Origin of the sequence: Glaciibacter superstes DSM 21135 (assembly GCF_000421145.1) — a bacterium.
GTDB classification, from domain to species: Bacteria; Actinomycetota; Actinomycetes; order Actinomycetales; family Microbacteriaceae; genus Cryobacterium; species Cryobacterium superstes.
On the sequence record NZ_ATWH01000010.1, the window covers coordinates 169,207 to 184,528 of the forward strand.

Sequence of the window (15,322 nt, forward strand, 5' to 3'; positions counted from 1 at the left end):
CGCCAGGCTACGCGAAACCCGAATCGCAGGGTCGGATTCGCTAGAGTGGGAGCCATGCCTGCGCCATACACACTGATACTTCTCCGCCACGGAAACAGCCTCTGGAACCAGCAGAACCTCTTCACCGGATGGGTGGATGTGCGACTGAGCGATCAGGGCGTCACCGAGGCAAAGCGGGCGGGAGATCTTCTTCTCGAAGCGAACCTGCTGCCGGACATCGTGCACACGTCGGTGCTGACCCGCGCCATCCAGACGGCGGACCTCGCCCTCGAGCAGGCCGACCGCCTGTGGATCGACGTGAAGCGCTCCTGGCGCCTCAACGAACGCCACTACGGTGCGCTGCAGGGGCTCGACAAGGCGGAGACGCTCGAGAAGTACGGCCCTGAGCAGTTCCGGTTGTGGCGACGTTCATTCGACGTGCCGCCTCCCGTACTCGACGCCGACGCCAAGTGGTCACAGGTCGGTGATCCGCGCTACGCCGACCTGGGCGATGCGGTTCCGCGCACCGAGTGCCTGAAAGACGTGATCGAACGGATGCTGCCCTACTGGGAGACCGATATCACCGACGACCTGAAGGCGGGCAAGACCGTGCTCGTCACCGCCCACGGCAACTCGCTGCGGGCGCTGGTCAAGCACCTCGACGGCATCTCGGACGACGCCATCGCCGAGCTCAACATTCCGACCGGTATTCCGCTCGTCTACACGCTGGGCGATGATTTCATGCCGCTGGAGCCAGGCAAGTACCTCGACCCTGAGGCCGCGGCCGCCGGTGCTGCCGCCGTCGCGGCCCAGGGCGCCAAGAAGTAGCCGGCCAGTCGGTCGCTCGCTTCGGCGCCGCTCGCTTCGACGCCGCACGCGTCAGCACCGCCCGCTTCAGCACCGCGCGCGTCGAGAATCACCGTTTGCGCCGAGAATCGCCGGTGCATCGGCGATTCTCGGCGTCACGGGCGATTCTCGGCGCGATGCGGCTAAGAAGCCATGCGGCCGAGAAGTGATGCGGCCAAGAAGCCATGCGGCCGAGAAGTGATGCGGCTTACGAACTGAGGCCGGGGTGCCAGTCGCCGGTGCCGAGGTACTGCACCTTCTTGGCGATCGACACCGCGTGGTCGGCAAAGCGCTCGTGGTAGCGGCTGGCCAGGGTGGCGTCGACGGTATCTGACGCCTGTCCCTTCCACGTCTCACCGAGAACAGCGTCGAAGACGCTGAGGTGCAGCGCGTCGATCTTGTCATCTTCGTTGCGGATGGTGTCGGCAAGCTTCATGTCTTCCGACGTCAGCAGCTCCGTCAGCATCTTGGCGATCTCGACGTCGAGCCGGCCCATCTCCCGGAAGGTCGGGCGCAGGCTCTTCGGGATCACCTTGTCGGGGAACCGGTACCTGGCCAACTGTGCGATGTGGGTCGACATGTCGCCCATCCGCTCCAGGGAGGCGCTGATGCGCAGTGCGCTGACCACGATGCGCAGGTCGCGCGCCACCGGCTGCTGACGAGCGAGGATGGTGATGGCCAATTCGTCGAGTTCGACAGTGAGCGCGTCGATTTTCGGGTCATCCGCGATGACTTCCTCGGCGAGACTCACGTCGGACTCATTGAATGCGCTGGTCGCCTTCTCGATCGATACGGCAACCATGCCGGCGATCTCGACGAGGCGCTCCTGCACCTCGGCGAGTTCTTGTTGAAATACTTCACGCATGTCGGTCCTTCCTGTCCGCTGGCGATCGCGGGCACGCGAGACCCTCCTGGCCCCCGATCATCATGGTCAGGGAAGGTTAACGGCAGGTGCCGCGGTCTTGAACACTAACTGAAGTCGACGGCCTGGGGGTAGTCCGGGGCGGTGGCCGCGTGCAAGAGTCAGTAATCTGGGTGAATGGAGTCAACCTGGCTGGTGTTGGTCTCACTGGCCCTCGGGCTGGGAGTCGGCGCGGGCTTCGTGACCCTTCTCTATGTTGCCGCCCGACACGGCCAGCATGCCAGGGATGTTGTCAATCCGGCGGTCCCAGACGGGATTGACCAGGTTCTTGATGCGCTGGAATCGGCGGGCATCGTCATCGACCCCTCGAACAATGTCATCAAGGCATCGCCGGGCGCGTTGTCGATGGGGCTGGTCTGGAACCAGCAGATCGTGCACGAGGAACTGCTGGAGCTGGCCGGACGCGTGCGCCGAACAGGCGACACCATCACCGAGGAGTTGGTCCTCGCCCGCGGTCCGTTCGGTGACGCCTCCCTGCACCTCAGCCTGCGCCTGGCGCGTCTCGGAACCCGGTATGTGCTGCTGCTCGCCGAGGATCGCACAGAGGCCTTCCGGCTGGAGGAAGTGCGGCGCGACTTCGTTGCCAACATCAGCCACGAACTCAAGACCCCGATCGCGTCGATCAGCCTGCTGGCTGAAGCGCTCGAGACGGCAGCGGATGAACCGGTACAGGTGCGCCGGTTCGCCAACCGGCTCACGACCGAGTCCGAACGGCTGGCCAGGCTGACCCAGGAGATCATCGAGCTCTCCCGCCTGCAGGCGCAGGACGCACTCGACAAGCCAGAACGCATCGACATCGATACGGTGGTGCGGCAGGCAGCCGACGCGAGCAGGGTTGTCGCAGACGCCGACGGCATCACCATCGTGCAGGGCAAGAAGTCCGGTGCCGAGGTGTTTGGCGACGAACGGATGCTGGTGATGGCCGTGCACAACCTCGTTGCCAACGCTGTCGCGTACTCCGAGAACGGCACCAGGGTCGGCATCGGGGTGCGACGCCAGGACGGAACGGTGGAGATCGCCGTCACCGACCAGGGCGTCGGCATTCCAGAGGGCGATCTCGAGCGCGTCTTCGAGCGATTCTTCCGCGTCGACCAGGCCAGGGCACGCAACACGGGTGGCACTGGCCTCGGTCTCTCGATCGTCAAGCACGTGGTGCAAAACCACGGAGGCGACATCCGTGCCTGGTCGCAGCCCGGTCGCGGTTCCACTTTCACCATCCGCCTTCCCGAAGCCAGCAGCGCCGTGATCGACTCGACCACGGCGCCCGACACCAGCATCAACACCGACACCGACGCCTCATCGGCATCGGCGACAGGAGTAGCCCCGTGACCCACATCCTTCTGGTTGAAGACGAGAGCGCACTGAGCGAGCCGCTCAGCTACCTGCTCGAACGGGAAGGCTACGAGGTGACAATCGCGGCCGATGGCCCGACGGCCCTCGCTGAATTCGACCGCCTCGGCGCCGATCTCATCCTGCTCGACCTGATGCTGCCTGGCATCCCTGGAACCGAGGTCTGTCGCGAGATCCGTACCCGATCGTCGGTGCCGATCATCATGCTGACGGCGAAGGACTCCGAAGTGGACATCGTCGTCGGGCTCGAGCTCGGTGCTGACGACTACGTCACCAAGCCGTACTCGTCCAGGGAACTGCTCGCGCGCATCCGTGCCGTCATGCGCAGGCAGATCGAACAGGACAACGAAGACGACGGTGTGCTCACGGCCGGCACCGTGCGGATGGACATCGAGCGACACACGGTGGCAGTGAACGGTACTGAGGTGCCAATGCCGCTCAAGGAATTCGAACTCCTCGAGTTGCTGATGCGCAATGCCGGGCGTGTTCTCACGCGCGGTCAGCTGATCGACAGGGTGTGGGGAACCGATTACTTCGGCGACACCAAGACCCTCGACGTGCACATCAAACGCATCAGGTCGCGCATCGAGGAGACCTCGTCAGAGCCGACGATGCTGGTGACCGTGCGAGGTCTCGGCTACCGCTTCGAGGCCTGACGCTGCGCGCTCCGAATAGCGCGCACTGCACGCGCCTGGTGCCTTAGCCGGCGGGTGTCGGCGGTGCCGTCGGCACCAGGGTCGAGTACTCGGCCAGGGTGCCGTCGAGCACCGGAACGAGCAGTTCGAGGCCGGTCTCGTTGCCGTACTGGAAATAGACCGGGAACAGCGACCCGGCAACGGCGGCCTCGGCTTCGACGATGACCGACGGTGCGTCGTCCGTTCCGAGCGTGATACTCGAGTTCGCCTTCACATTGAACGACTGGTCGATTTTCTCGCCTTCTGCCGTGTACTGCACGTTCAGATTGTGAGCGGAATCGCCGGTGTTGACGAAGGTCACGATGAGGTTTGCGTCACCGTCGTCGTTGGAGACCAAAACGGCGTTCCGAACGTCGACGTCGCCGACACTGCCGTTCACCCCGTCGCTGGCGTCGTAGTGAAGACTGGTGGCCTGGGGTGCCAGCAGATTGCACCCACTCGTTCCGAGCACAATGCCAGCCGCAACTACGACGATGGCCGCGATACGCGTCCTCACAAGACCTCCACAACGGTTCAGCGTCCTGCCTGTCGGCATGGGCCGTCCGGCGGAACCGGTCGGCGTGACCAGTCGGCTTGAGACGCTGCGAAATTCGCTTCGAGTTTAGCCTATCGTCGCCACCGCACGCGGGAGGCACGGCGCACTCTACCACTGGTCGCTGTGGTATCCTAGACGCTGCTGAAGGGATATTTCTACATGCTGTTCGAGGTTGGCGAAACGGTTGTCTATCCCCACCACGGAGCGGCGACGATCACCGAGGTGAAGAAGCGGATCATCAAGGGCGAAGAGAAGCTGTATCTCAAGCTGAATGTCACCCAGGGCGATCTCACCATCGAGGTTCCAGCCGAGAACGTCGACCTGGTCGGCGTACGCGACGTCATCGGCCAGGAAGGTCTCGACAAGGTTTTCGAGGTGCTGCGCGCACCGTTCACCGAAGAACCCACGAACTGGTCCCGCCGCTACAAGGCCAACCTCGAGAAGCTGGCGTCAGGCGATGTCATCAAAGTGTCTGAGGTCGTGCGTGACCTGTGGCGCCGCGACCAGGACCGCGGACTGTCGGCGGGCGAGAAGCGGATGCTGGCCAAGGCCAGGCAGATCCTGATCTCCGAACTCGCACTAGCGGAGAAGACCGATGAAGAGAAGGCGTCCAGCGTTCTCGACGAGGTTCTTGCCTCATAATCCCTCCCTTTCGTTGGAAGGCGGCGCCGAGAGGCGTCGCCTTTCGCATTCCGTTCCAGTGTTTTGCCCCGTTCCCAATCGCCTTCGGGCAGATAGCCTCCTGACATGACTGATTCACCCGCGCCGCTGGTCGCAGTCGTTGTTGTCGCCGCAGGCAGTGGAACTCGCCTGGGCAACGACGAACCGAAGGCATTTGTGCCGATCAGTGCGCGTCCGATGCTCGAGTGGGCGCTTCGCGGCGTCTTCGGCATGCGGGAGCCGGCGCAGGTCATCGTTGTCGCGCCGGAATCGAAGCTGGCCGATGCGCGTTCCATCTGCGAATCCGTTGTGGGCGTCGCGTCATCCGTCTCGGCCGCTCCCATGCAGGTTGTTGCGGGGGGAAGCAGCCGCTCAGAGTCGGTCAGGCGCGGGCTGGAAGCGCTCCTCCCCGGCATCCGTATCGTGCTGGTGCACGATGCAGCCAGGGCGCTGACTCCGGCCGCTCTCTTCGATTCGGTCGTTGACGCTGTGCGTGCAACCGGGCAGGGGATCATCCCAGGCCTGCCGGTCGTCGACACGATCAAGAGCGTCGATGCAGACGGCGGCATCCTGGGCACGGTTGATCGCTCCCAGCTCGCCGCGGTGCAGACACCACAGGGCTTTCCGCGTGACATGCTGGTCGGCGCCACGGCCCAGGCGCGCGACGACGCGACGGATGATGCGGCAATCGTCGCATCCGCCGGTCATCGGGTGAGCGTGGTCGCCGGTGACCAGCTCGCTTTCAAGATCACGACACCGTGGGACCTTCGAAGGGCCCAGCTGCTGCTGGGTGAACAGCCGGTGGCTCCCCAGGCGGCCGGGATCACTCCCCGCGTCGGCATGGGCGTCGACGTGCACGCCTTCGACGACTCCTCGCCGCTCTGGCTTGCCGGCCTGCACTGGCCCGGCGAGCGAGGGCTCTCAGGGCACAGTGACGGAGACGCGGTCAGCCACGCGATCTGCGACGCGCTGCTGGCGGCGGCGGGTCTCGGCGACATCGGCGGGGTGTTCGGAACGAGTGATGGCCGGTTCGCGGATGCACACGGCGAGGTCTTCCTGTCAGAGGCGCTGCGCCTGGTGACCGACGCCGGATTCCGGATCGGGAATGTGTCTGTACAACTGGTGGGCAACCGGCCGAAGCTGGCCCCACGGCGGGCCGAGGCCGAGGCGTTGCTCAGCAGCATCCTGAACGCCCCGGTCTCGCTGTCGGCGACGACGACGGATGCGCTCGGCTTTACCGGGCGCGGCGAGGGTGTTGCGGCACTGGCGACCGCACTGCTCGTTCCCGTAACCGGCGGCGGCGCCCGCCTAAACTGGGAGGCGTGACCGTGCGACTCTACGACTCCAAGGCCCAGACGCTTCGGGACTTCAGCCCCATCGAACCAGGGAAGGTCGGCATCTACGTGTGCGGCCCGACCGTGCAGTCTTCGCCGCACATCGGCCACCTGCGGAGCGCTTTGGTCTACGATCAGCTGCGCCGCTGGCTCGCTTACCGCGGAAACGTCGTCACCTTCATTCGCAATGTCACCGACATCGACGACAAGATCCTGGCCAACGCCTCGGAATCAGAGTCTGCCGAAGGCACCACCGAGGAATGGTGGGCGCTGGCCTACCGTTACGAACTCGAGTTCACTGCGGGCTACCAGCGACTCGGCATCCTCGCGCCGACCTATGAGCCTCGGGCGACGGCGAGCATCCAGCAGATGCAGGACATCATCGCCCGCTTGATCGCGAACGGCCACGCCTACCCTGCGGCAGACGGTTCTGGTGACGTGTACTTCGACACCGCGAGCTGGCCGGCCTACGGCGAGCTCACCAGGCAGAGCCCGGGCAACATGGAGGCAGCGGCAGATGCCGACCCTCGCGGAAAGCGTGACCCCCGCGACTTCGCCCTCTGGAAGGGGCACAAGGACCGAGAGCCGGCATCCGCTGCCTGGCCGTCGCCGTGGGGCGATGGCCGGCCGGGCTGGCATATCGAGTGCTCCGCCATGGCGACGCGATACCTGGGGTCGCAGTTCGACATCCACGGTGGAGGTCTCGACCTGCGCTTCCCGCACCATGAGAACGAGCTGGCCCAGTCGAACGGTGCCGGCGATCCGTTCGCCAATTACTGGGTGCACAACGGGCTGGTCAACGTCAACGGGCAGAAGATGTCGAAGTCGCTCGGCAACTCGATCTATGCAGCGGAACTGCTCGATGCGGCCAGGGCGATCGTGGTGCGTTATTACCTCGGTGCTGCGCACTACCGGTCGACACTCGATTTCCATGAGGGGTCGCTGACCGAAGCCGAAGCGGCTCTGGAGCGGATCGAGAGTTTTCTCGACCGCGCAGACCGGCGCCTGGCCGGAACCCGGTTCGCCGGCTCCGGTGTCGAAGTTGTTCCGGAGGAGTTCGCAGAGGCGATGGATGACGACCTCGCCGTTCCGCAGGCGCTGGGTGTTCTGCACGACACTGTGCGCGCCGGCAACGCGGCGCTCGACTCTGAAGACCTGCACGCTGCGGCATCCGCTCGGGGGCAGGTTCTCGCGATGAGCGAGGTGCTCGGCATCAACCCGTTGTCGCCGGAGTGGGCGGTGGCAACGGATGAGCCGGCCATGGTGGCACTCTCCGCACTCGTAGAGCGTCTGCTCGACGATCGCGAAACAGCCAGGCAGAATCGCGACTATGCGGCTGCTGACCGGATCCGGGACGAATTCGTCGCCGCCGGAATCACTATCGAAGACACCCCAACGGGTGCCCATTGGAGTTTTGACTGATGAAGAACACAGGCGGAAAGCCCCGCGCAGGGGCAGTGCGCAAGGGAAGAAAGGGTCCGCAGGTCGGTTCAGGCGGGCAGGGCAGGCAGGCGCTGGAAGGCAAGAAGCCGACCCCGAAGGCCGAGGACCGTCCGTACCATCCCGCCGGTAAGCGCAAGGCGGCACAGGAGCGTTACGCTGCTGCAGGCGGTGGCGGCAAGCGCGCTGCCGGCGCGTCACGGGACGACGGCCAGGGCGCGCCGCGCGGCGGTTCCCGTGCGGGCTCGCGTGGCACCGGCAATACCGGTGGCGGAGGGTCGTCCACGCGCAAGGCGAAGCAGATCGACGAACATGAAGTCGTCACCGGCCGCAATTCGGTCCTTGAGGCGCTTCGGGCCAAGATCCCGGCTTCGACGCTCTACATTGCCACCCGCATCGAGATGGACGAGCGGGTCAAAGAAGTGCTCACCCTGGCCAACAACCGCAACATCCCGATTCTCGAAGTGATGCGGCCTGAGCTCGATCGGCTGGCCGGCCGCGACGCCGTGCACCAGGGGCTGGCGCTCAAGGTGCCTGCATACGAGTATGCGCACCCGATCGAGCTTCTCGACCTGACCTTCAGTCGGGGGCACAAGCCGCTGTTCGTGGCGCTCGACGGCATCACCGATCCTCGCAACCTCGGTGCGATCATCCGTTCGACGGCGGCGTTCGGCGGGCACGGTGTCATCGTGCCGCAGCGTCGTTCTGTCGGTGTCACGGCGTCGGCGTGGAAGACTTCGGCCGGTGCTGCGGCCCGCACACCAGTGGCGATGGCGTCGAACCTGACTCAGACGCTCAAGGCGCTGAAGGAACGCGGTGTGTTCGTGTTGGGTCTCGATGGCGGCGGAGACGTGTCGCTGCCGGGTCTTGAGCTCGCAGACCGGCCGATCGTCATTGTGGTCGGCAGTGAGGGCAAGGGGCTCTCGAGGCTGGTCACGGAAACCTGCGACGCGATCGTCTCGATTCCAATCAGTTCTGCCACCGAGTCGCTGAACGCCGGCATCGCCGCGAGCGTGACCCTCTACGAGGTGTCGCGCCTGCGCACAGAGCACGCCGCCGCCAAGTAAGTCACGGCTCGGCGGGCGAGGGCCGGCGTCAGACCTTGAGACGCCAGTCCTCGTCGTCTGACGTTGGATCGGCAGCAGGGTCGGGTTCGCCGCTGGTGCCTGACACCACCGGGATCGGCATGGTGAGTGAACCGGTCGGCGGATCGATGACGGTGGCTTCATCGCGGCGGTGACGCAGGACATCCTGAACGTACGACGTGACGGCCTCGGCAAGGGGAACGTCGTGCCCCTGGTTCTGCGCCATGAACCACCGGTGGTCGAGCAACTGGTGGAACACCTCGGCCGGCTCCAGCTTGCCCTTCAGGTCACGCGGTATCGCGCGCACGACCGGCTCGAACACGCGCACCAGCCACTCGTGCGCCAACATCTCCTCATCGGCGTCTTCCCCGCCGTATGACGCCCGGTAGGAGTCGAGGTCGTTGAGCAGCCGCCTGGCCTGGTTCTCCTCTGCGTCGAGTCCGGTGAGGCGCAGGAGCCGCCGCTGGTGGTGCCCGGCGTCGACGACCTTCGGCTGGATGCGCACGGTCGTGCCGGTCTCATCCGTCTTGATCGTGAGTTCTTCGATGTCGAAACCGAGATCGTTCAGCCGCTCGACGCGTTCGGTGATGCGCCAGCGCTCGTTGCTCGAGAACGACTCCGAGCCGGTGAGTTCCTTCCAGAGCAGCCGGTAGGCGGCGACGATGCCGTTGCTGACGTTGATCGGGTCGAGTTCGTCCGCAACGCGTCCGCCGGCCTCAAGGTCCATGAGTTCGCCGGCGATGTTGACCCTGGCGATCTCGAGGTCGTTCTCGCGCTGGCCGTTGGAGAGCCCGCCCGTGTAGAGCTGGCCGGTCTCTGCGTCGACGAGGTAGGCGGCGAAAGCGCCTGCGTCACGCCGAAACAGGGTGTTGGAGAGTGAGACGTCGCCCCAGAACAGTCCCACCATGTGCACGCGCACGAGAAGCGCGGCCAGGGCGTCGACCAGGCGGGTGGCGGTGTCTGGACGCAGCGTCTGCGAGTACAGCGCGCGGTAGGGGAGTGAGAACTTGAGGTGCCGGGTGACCAGCACCGAGTTCAGGGGTTCGCCGTCGACATCCGACCGGTTGGTGATGACGGCCAGTGGCTCGACGCAGGGGATTTCAAGACCCTGCAGGGTGCGGAGCATCTCGTATTCGCGCTTGGCCATTTCGCTCGTGGTCTCCTTGATGGCGACCACGCGACCGCTCAGATGCGCAAAACGCACCAGGTGCCGGGAGATGCCCTTGGGGAGCGCGGCGATGTTCTCGTTGGGCCAGGCGTCGAGCGGCAGGTGCCAGGGCAGGTCGAGCAGGGCGGGGTCGGCCGTGGCCGATGTGATGTTGAGGGATCCGCTCATCCTTCGAGCCTAGTGCGGCCCGCGCCGGGCGGAACACGGTGAACGGGTGCCGCGGCATCCGCCCAGAGAACGACGAACGGCCGGAGGAGCAGAAGCTCCATCCGGCCGTTCGGTAGTTCGATCGTTGCGTGCCTGTGCGCTGCCTTAGTCGGTGACGGCGCCGCCGAGGCGCTCGCCGGACTCCGAGTTGAACACGTGCAGGTGGTTCGGGGTCGCCGTCAGGTAGACGGTTTCACCGGCGTTCGGGTGCGAACGACCGTCGACGCGAGCGACGATGTCGGTGCGCTTGCCCTCGATCTCTGAGTGACCGTACAGGTAGCCGTCTGCACCCAGTTCCTCGACGAGGTCGACGCTGACGGAAAGGCCATCGCCCTGCGTGCTCGACATGACGATGTCTTCCGGACGGATACCGATGGTGACCTGGCTGCCCGAAGCGGCGGCGAGGGTGTCGCGCTGCACGGGGATGGTCGACGTGCCGAACCTGATGCCGCCGTCGACGGTGTCTGCGGCGAGCAGGTTCATGGCGGGGCTGCCGATGAATCCGGCGACGAAGACGTTGTTCGGCTTGGCGTAGAGATCGCGCGGAGATCCGACCTGCTGCAGCACGCCGTCCTTCAGCACGGCGATGCGGTCGCCCATGGTGAGGGCCTCCGTCTGGTCGTGTGTGACGTAGACGGTGGTGACGCCGAGGCGGCGCTGGAGCGAGGCGATCTGGGTGCGGGTCTGCACGCGGAGCTTGGCGTCGAGGTTGGACAGCGGCTCGTCCATGAGGAACACCTGGGGCTGACGCACGATGGCGCGGCCCATGGCGACGCGCTGACGCTGGCCACCGGAGAGAGCCTTCGGCTTGCGGCTGAGGTACGGCTCCAGGTCGAGCAGCTTGGCAGCTTCGAGCACGCGGGCGGCACGCTCGTCTTTGTTGATGCCGGCGATCTTCAGGGCGAAGCCCATGTTCTCGGCAACGGTCATGTGCGGGTACAGAGCGTAGTTCTGGAAGACCATGGCGATGTCGCGGTCTTTCGGCGGGACATCCGTTACGTTGCGCTCACCGATGAAGATATTGCCGTCATTGACCTCTTCGAGGCCGGCGAGCATGCGGAGGGAAGTGGACTTTCCGCAACCGGATGGTCCGACGAGAACGAGAAACTCGCCATCGGAAACATCGAGTTCGAGCTGGTCGACAGCGGGCCTGGTGGAACCCGGGTAGAGACGGGTTGCCTTGTCAAAAGTGACCGTAGCCATGTTCTATTGTTCTCCTTCACCGGCAGGTACGTGCCGGACGATCCGAGTGATGGGATGTGTGATGGCGTGGCGTGAGCTACGCGCATCCGCTTTAGTATGCCACGTGCTGGGGTCTCTCACGACTCGGCACCTGTGTGCAGTGGCGGCTCGCACACCGGTCGCGTCCAGCCACCGGTTGGGTATTTCCCAGACTCGCGCCCTACTATCTTCACTGCATACGCAATTATCTGGCGTGCACAAAGACAAAGCTGAAAGCGACTTTCATGACCAGTGTAGGACCGGGCAATAGCCGTCCTTCCAAGAACGAGCGACGCGAACTCGCCCGGCAGAAGGCGAAAGCGCTCCGCGAGGAACAGAAGAAGAAAGATCGACGCAATCGGGTGTTCCTGCAGGGGGGCATCGCGGTGGCCGCGATCGCGATCGTGGCGCTGATCGTCCTCGTCATCGTCAACTCGGTGCGCCCGGCAGGGCCAGGGCCGGCGAACATGGCCAGCGACGGCATCCTCATCGGTGAAGGCATGCAGGCGGCGAAGACCGCCGGTTTGAAGCCGGAGGCCACACCGATTGCATCGGAGCCCGACGAATCGGGAACCGTCGCGGACATCCGTGTCTATGTCGATTACCTGTGCCCGTTCTGTGGCCAGTTCGAACAGACGAATAGTGAGCAGATCGCGCAGTGGGTCGAGTCGGGTGCCGCGACAGTTGAGATTCACCCGATCTCGATTCTGACCAGTAAGTCTGCCGGCACCCAGTACTCACTGCGGGCTGCGAATGCCGCGGCGTGTGTGGCGAACTACTCGCCAGACGATTTCTACGCCTTCAATGCCGCGATGTTCGAGGACATGCCTGAAGAAGGCTCGTCTGGGCGCACCACAGACGAGATCAAGACGATCGTGAAGAGCTCGGGCGTCACCGGCCTCTCCAGTGTGAACGAATGCATTGACGACACGAAGTTCAAGTCGTGGGTGCTGGCGTCGACGGACCGTGCACTCGCGGGCCCACTGCCCAACACCGAGCTTCCGGCTGTCGATGGCACGCCAACCGTGCTTGTCAACGGCAACCAGTACGTCGGTGCGCTTGACGACCCGAAGGAATTCGCTTCGTTCGTGCTGCAGTCCGCCGGTGAATCGTACTCCACGGCCACGCCGACGCCGAGTCCGGCGCCGGCTGGCTAGACGAGCCAGTGTTGCTAAACGAGTCGGTGTTGTGGGGCCGGCCACGGGACTTGAACCCGTAACCCCCGCTTTACAAGAGCGGTGCGCTACCAATTGCGCCAGGCCGGCATGAGGCGGTGAACGCCTCGACCACCCATTCTAAATCACTCCAGCGCGAAGTGCGGCCACCGGCATCCGTTTGCCGCTACGCGATGCCTGCGCGCCTGGCCGGAACCACCGCGACATTGATCACGACCTCCCTGGCGTCCTTGCCCGTGCAGCATCAGTGCTCACGTCGGCACGTGCCAGTGGTCGTGCGGACGACCTTCAGCGCACGATGTCCGAGTAGGTCCTCAGTGGGATCCAGGCGGCTTCCGCCCTCGCATCTGGTCGCGTCTCGGTATTGGCGACCAGTCGATCGGCGGCGACCAGCTGTTGCAGGTCGAGGCCTGTAGCGACAGCGATCTCGGAGATCGGAACTTGGAACGTGCGGTAGGGCCCGAGCGGGGGTGGGTCGCCGGCCCCGGCGGCGAGAGCGGTCTCGCGTTCCAGCTCGATGTCGTCGAGTTGCGGGGTCTGGTCAAGGAGGTAGCCGGTCGCGGCGAGCTCGGGCGTGCCGGCTGGCCGATTGGCGTTGACGTCACTGCCGCTCGTCGCGGTCGTGGTCCAGACCGCGACCTTCCAGAACATGCGCGGTATGGCGATGCCGCGGTAGACCACATCCGCTGGCGCGAGCACAGGTCCGGTGAAGACGCTGAGTCTCGTGTCATAGGTCTCTGCATGGCCGAGCAGGTAGTCCTCGAGTCCGAGCCAGAGTTCTTTCGACTGGTTGAAGTCGGCAGCCTGGGGAGCGGCGTTTGTGTACACGAAGGTGTCTTCGTTGGCCGCCGCGGCCGGCTCACCCCAGACCGGGTCGCGGCGACGCACGAGGTGGCCCCGGTCAAGGTCGTTGCGCGCGTACAGGTCGGGTCCGGCCTGCTCTTCCGACGGCACGCGTGTGTCCAGGTGCCAGCCGTCGGAGCGAGCGACGTCTACGAGTAGTTTCCCGTCGATGTTGACACCTGTCGCTGCCGCCAGTCGCCTGGTCGGGTCGAGAAGCACGGTGAAGTGCACATAGTCGAGACGGATGACGCCGCGTCCGTCGAGAGGGAAGGAGAGGGGTACGTCGCTGGTAAGGAAGGACGACTCGTAGCCGAGCGAAGCGGATGGGGAAGCCATGCAGGCAAGCTAAGCACCCCGAGGTGAACGGCCCAAGAAACAACGCCGTGGTCAGAGGGCGCTGAGGAATTCCGCCGGGTCGAGCGGGGCCTTCTGCGACGACTTCGACTCGGATGGAACGCCACCGACGTACAACCAGCCCAGGAGCTCCTCGTGGGGGGCGAGCTGGTGCATCCGTCGCACCGGTTCGGAACGGGTGAACGGCCCGGTGCGCCACATCACGCCCCAGCCCGCATCGAAGAGCAACAGGCTCAGCGCGTGTGCCACACCCGCCGCTGCGGCATCCTGCTCCCAGTCGTAGACCTTGTGACTCTCCTTGCGGCTGGCGACAATCGCAATCAGCAGCTCTGCCCGAAGCGCCTTCGCCGCCAGGCGCGCCGCGTCATCGCCCAGGCGCCCGGATGCCTCGGCAAGCGCATCGCCGAGACGACGGCGAGCATCACCCCGAAGTTCGATCAGGCGCCAGGGGCGCAACGAGCCATGATCGGCCACGCGGCCGGCAACCGAGACCAGGCGCAGGAGCTCTGCCCGGTCGGGCGTCTCCGCCGTTACTCGAGAGTACGAACGGCGTGCGTCGATCGCGTCGGAGACGGCGGACACCGTCTTACTCTGCCGGCTTGAACTCGAGCGAGATGGAGTTCATGCAGTAGCGGTCGCCGGTGGGCGTGCCGAACCCATCCGGAAAGACGTGACCGAGGTGCGAGCCGCAGTTGGCGCACCGCACCTCTGTGCGCACAACGCCGAGGGAGCGGTCTTCGAGAAGCTCGACCGCGTCGTCGCGCACCGACTCGTAGAAGCTCGGCCAACCGCAGTCTGACTCGAACTTGGTACCGCTCTTGAACAGCTCTGCGCCGCACGCGCCACAGGTATACACACCGGCGCGACTCTCGTCGAGGAGCTCACCGGTCCACGCGCGTTCCGTTCCCGCCTGCCGCAGCACCGCGTACTTCTCCGGGCCGAGCTCCTCACGCCACGCATCCTCAGATTTCGAGACCGTGTAATCCATGGTGCATTCCTTCCTGGAGGCGAACCGTCCGCGGTCCTCACTCCCTTCAACAGTAAACTCGTTCGGCGACCGGGGCATTCCATGCCATTCGCGGAGTGGGGTGCGGGTTCTCCCAGCCGACCGCAAATAGGATGGCCCGGTACACCGAGGAGGTGAACTGTGGAGAATGCCAGCCGCCGAACGGATGCGCCGGAGCCAGACGAGAGTGGGCTGACCGAGCGCGACCTCGCAGTTCTCGCCTTCGAACACCAATGGTGGAAACACGCCGGGGCGAAGGAAGAAGCGATCCGCGCCCAGTTCGGCCTCTCAGCCGCCCGCTACTATCAATTGCTGGGTGCCCTCATCGATTCGCCTCATGCCCTCGTGCACGATCCGATGCTGGTGAAACGCCTGCAACGGATGCGCGATGCCCGAACCAGGGTCAGGGCGCGTCGTTCGCTTCACGGTGACGTCACTCGCACCCCCGCAAACGACACCTCCGTCCCGATTGATCCGCCGAACGAGGACCGTAACCACTAAC

Annotated in this window: 16 protein-coding genes and 1 tRNA gene; 9 read left to right on the forward strand and 8 right to left on the reverse strand. The window is 65.1% G+C overall.

From position 1 onward, the window contains the following. Positions 1–54 precede the first annotated feature (54 nt). Positions 55–807, forward strand: a complete 753-nt coding sequence (locus K323_RS0114905) for a phosphoglyceromutase (protein ID WP_022886076.1) — start codon at positions 55–57, stop codon at positions 805–807. Between the two features lie 226 nt (positions 808–1,033). On the opposite strand, the gene phoU is transcribed toward K323_RS0114905, so the two are convergent. Then, the gene (phoU, locus tag K323_RS0114910; RefSeq protein ID WP_022886077.1) at positions 1,034–1,690 is read right to left on the reverse strand and encodes a phosphate signaling complex protein PhoU; all 657 of its coding nucleotides are present in this window, start codon (positions 1,688–1,690) and stop codon (positions 1,034–1,036) included. 174 nt (positions 1,691–1,864) lie between these two features. On the opposite strand from phoU, the gene K323_RS26385 reads away from it, so the two are divergent. Together K323_RS26385 and K323_RS0114920 are read left to right on the forward strand one after the other, a co-directional pair. Further along, positions 1,865–3,076: a sensor histidine kinase gene (locus K323_RS26385; protein ID WP_022886078.1), complete on the forward strand. Its 1,212-nt coding sequence runs from the start codon at positions 1,865–1,867 to the stop codon at positions 3,074–3,076. Continuing rightward, a complete protein-coding gene (locus K323_RS0114920; RefSeq protein ID WP_022886079.1) occupies positions 3,073–3,753 on the forward strand; it encodes a response regulator transcription factor in 681 nt (226 codons plus the stop codon). Before K323_RS26385 ends, K323_RS0114920 begins: the two co-directional genes overlap by 4 nt. Positions 3,754–3,796: 43 nt before the next feature. Here K323_RS0114920 and K323_RS0114925 read toward each other — a convergent pair whose 3' ends face one another. Continuing rightward, positions 3,797–4,288, reverse strand: coding sequence for a hypothetical protein (locus K323_RS0114925; protein WP_022886080.1), 492 nt, complete (start codon positions 4,286–4,288; stop codon positions 3,797–3,799). Between the two features lie 198 nt (positions 4,289–4,486). Here K323_RS0114925 and K323_RS0114930 point away from each other — a divergent pair, with 198 nt between their 5' ends. The 4 genes from K323_RS0114930 (at position 4,487) to rlmB (ending at position 8,828) form a co-directional block, all read left to right on the forward strand. Continuing rightward, a complete protein-coding gene (locus K323_RS0114930) occupies positions 4,487–4,969 on the forward strand; it encodes a CarD family transcriptional regulator (protein ID WP_022886081.1) in 483 nt (160 codons plus the stop codon). A 105-nt stretch (positions 4,970–5,074) separates the two neighbouring features. Further along, positions 5,075–6,313 carry a 2-C-methyl-D-erythritol 4-phosphate cytidylyltransferase gene (gene ispD, locus K323_RS26390; RefSeq protein WP_022886082.1) on the forward strand — a complete coding sequence of 413 codons (1,239 nt, stop codon included), beginning with the start codon at positions 5,075–5,077 and terminating at the stop codon, positions 6,311–6,313. Then, complete coding sequence (cysS, locus tag K323_RS0114940) at positions 6,310–7,743, forward strand: cysteine--tRNA ligase (protein ID WP_022886083.1); 1,434 nt, start codon at positions 6,310–6,312, stop codon at positions 7,741–7,743. The genes ispD and cysS overlap by 4 nt, the downstream gene beginning before the upstream one ends. After that, on the forward strand, positions 7,743–8,828 hold the full coding sequence (gene rlmB / locus K323_RS0114945; protein ID WP_022886084.1) for a 23S rRNA (guanosine(2251)-2'-O)-methyltransferase RlmB: 1,086 nt from the start codon (positions 7,743–7,745) through the stop codon (positions 8,826–8,828). The genes cysS and rlmB overlap by 1 nt, the downstream gene beginning before the upstream one ends. Before the next feature lie 28 nt (positions 8,829–8,856). On the opposite strand, the gene K323_RS0114950 is transcribed toward rlmB, so the two are convergent. Both K323_RS0114950 and K323_RS0114955 read right to left on the reverse strand, forming a co-directional pair. Next, positions 8,857–10,182, reverse strand: a complete 1,326-nt coding sequence (locus tag K323_RS0114950) for a DUF4032 domain-containing protein (RefSeq protein ID WP_022886085.1) — start codon at positions 10,180–10,182, stop codon at positions 8,857–8,859. Between the two features lie 144 nt (positions 10,183–10,326). Then, positions 10,327–11,424 (reverse strand): ABC transporter ATP-binding protein, encoded by a 1,098-nt coding sequence (locus K323_RS0114955; protein WP_022886086.1) that lies wholly within the window; start codon positions 11,422–11,424, stop codon positions 10,327–10,329. Between the two features lie 263 nt (positions 11,425–11,687). On the opposite strand from K323_RS0114955, the gene K323_RS0114960 reads away from it, so the two are divergent. After that, positions 11,688–12,599: a DsbA family protein gene (locus tag K323_RS0114960; RefSeq protein ID WP_022886087.1), complete on the forward strand. Its 912-nt coding sequence runs from the start codon at positions 11,688–11,690 to the stop codon at positions 12,597–12,599. Positions 12,600–12,631: 32 nt separating this feature from the next. Here the strand turns inward: K323_RS0114960 and K323_RS0114965 are convergent. From K323_RS0114965 to msrB, 4 genes are all read right to left on the reverse strand, one after another. After that, positions 12,632–12,707 (reverse strand) — tRNA-Thr (locus K323_RS0114965). A gap of 198 nt (positions 12,708–12,905) precedes the next feature. Continuing rightward, a complete protein-coding gene (locus K323_RS0114970; protein ID WP_022886088.1) occupies positions 12,906–13,796 on the reverse strand; it encodes a DNA/RNA non-specific endonuclease in 891 nt (296 codons plus the stop codon). Between the two features lie 51 nt (positions 13,797–13,847). Next, positions 13,848–14,396, reverse strand: coding sequence for a nitroreductase family protein (locus K323_RS0114975; protein ID WP_022886089.1), 549 nt, complete (start codon positions 14,394–14,396; stop codon positions 13,848–13,850). A gap of 4 nt (positions 14,397–14,400) precedes the next feature. Further along, the gene (msrB, locus tag K323_RS0114980) at positions 14,401–14,802 is read right to left on the reverse strand and encodes a peptide-methionine (R)-S-oxide reductase MsrB (protein ID WP_022886090.1); all 402 of its coding nucleotides are present in this window, start codon (positions 14,800–14,802) and stop codon (positions 14,401–14,403) included. 159 nt (positions 14,803–14,961) lie between these two features. Here msrB and K323_RS26395 point away from each other — a divergent pair, with 159 nt between their 5' ends. Continuing rightward, positions 14,962–15,321 carry a DUF3263 domain-containing protein gene (locus K323_RS26395; RefSeq protein WP_022886091.1) on the forward strand — a complete coding sequence of 120 codons (360 nt, stop codon included), beginning with the start codon at positions 14,962–14,964 and terminating at the stop codon, positions 15,319–15,321. The last annotated feature ends 1 nt before the right edge of the window (position 15,322 follow it).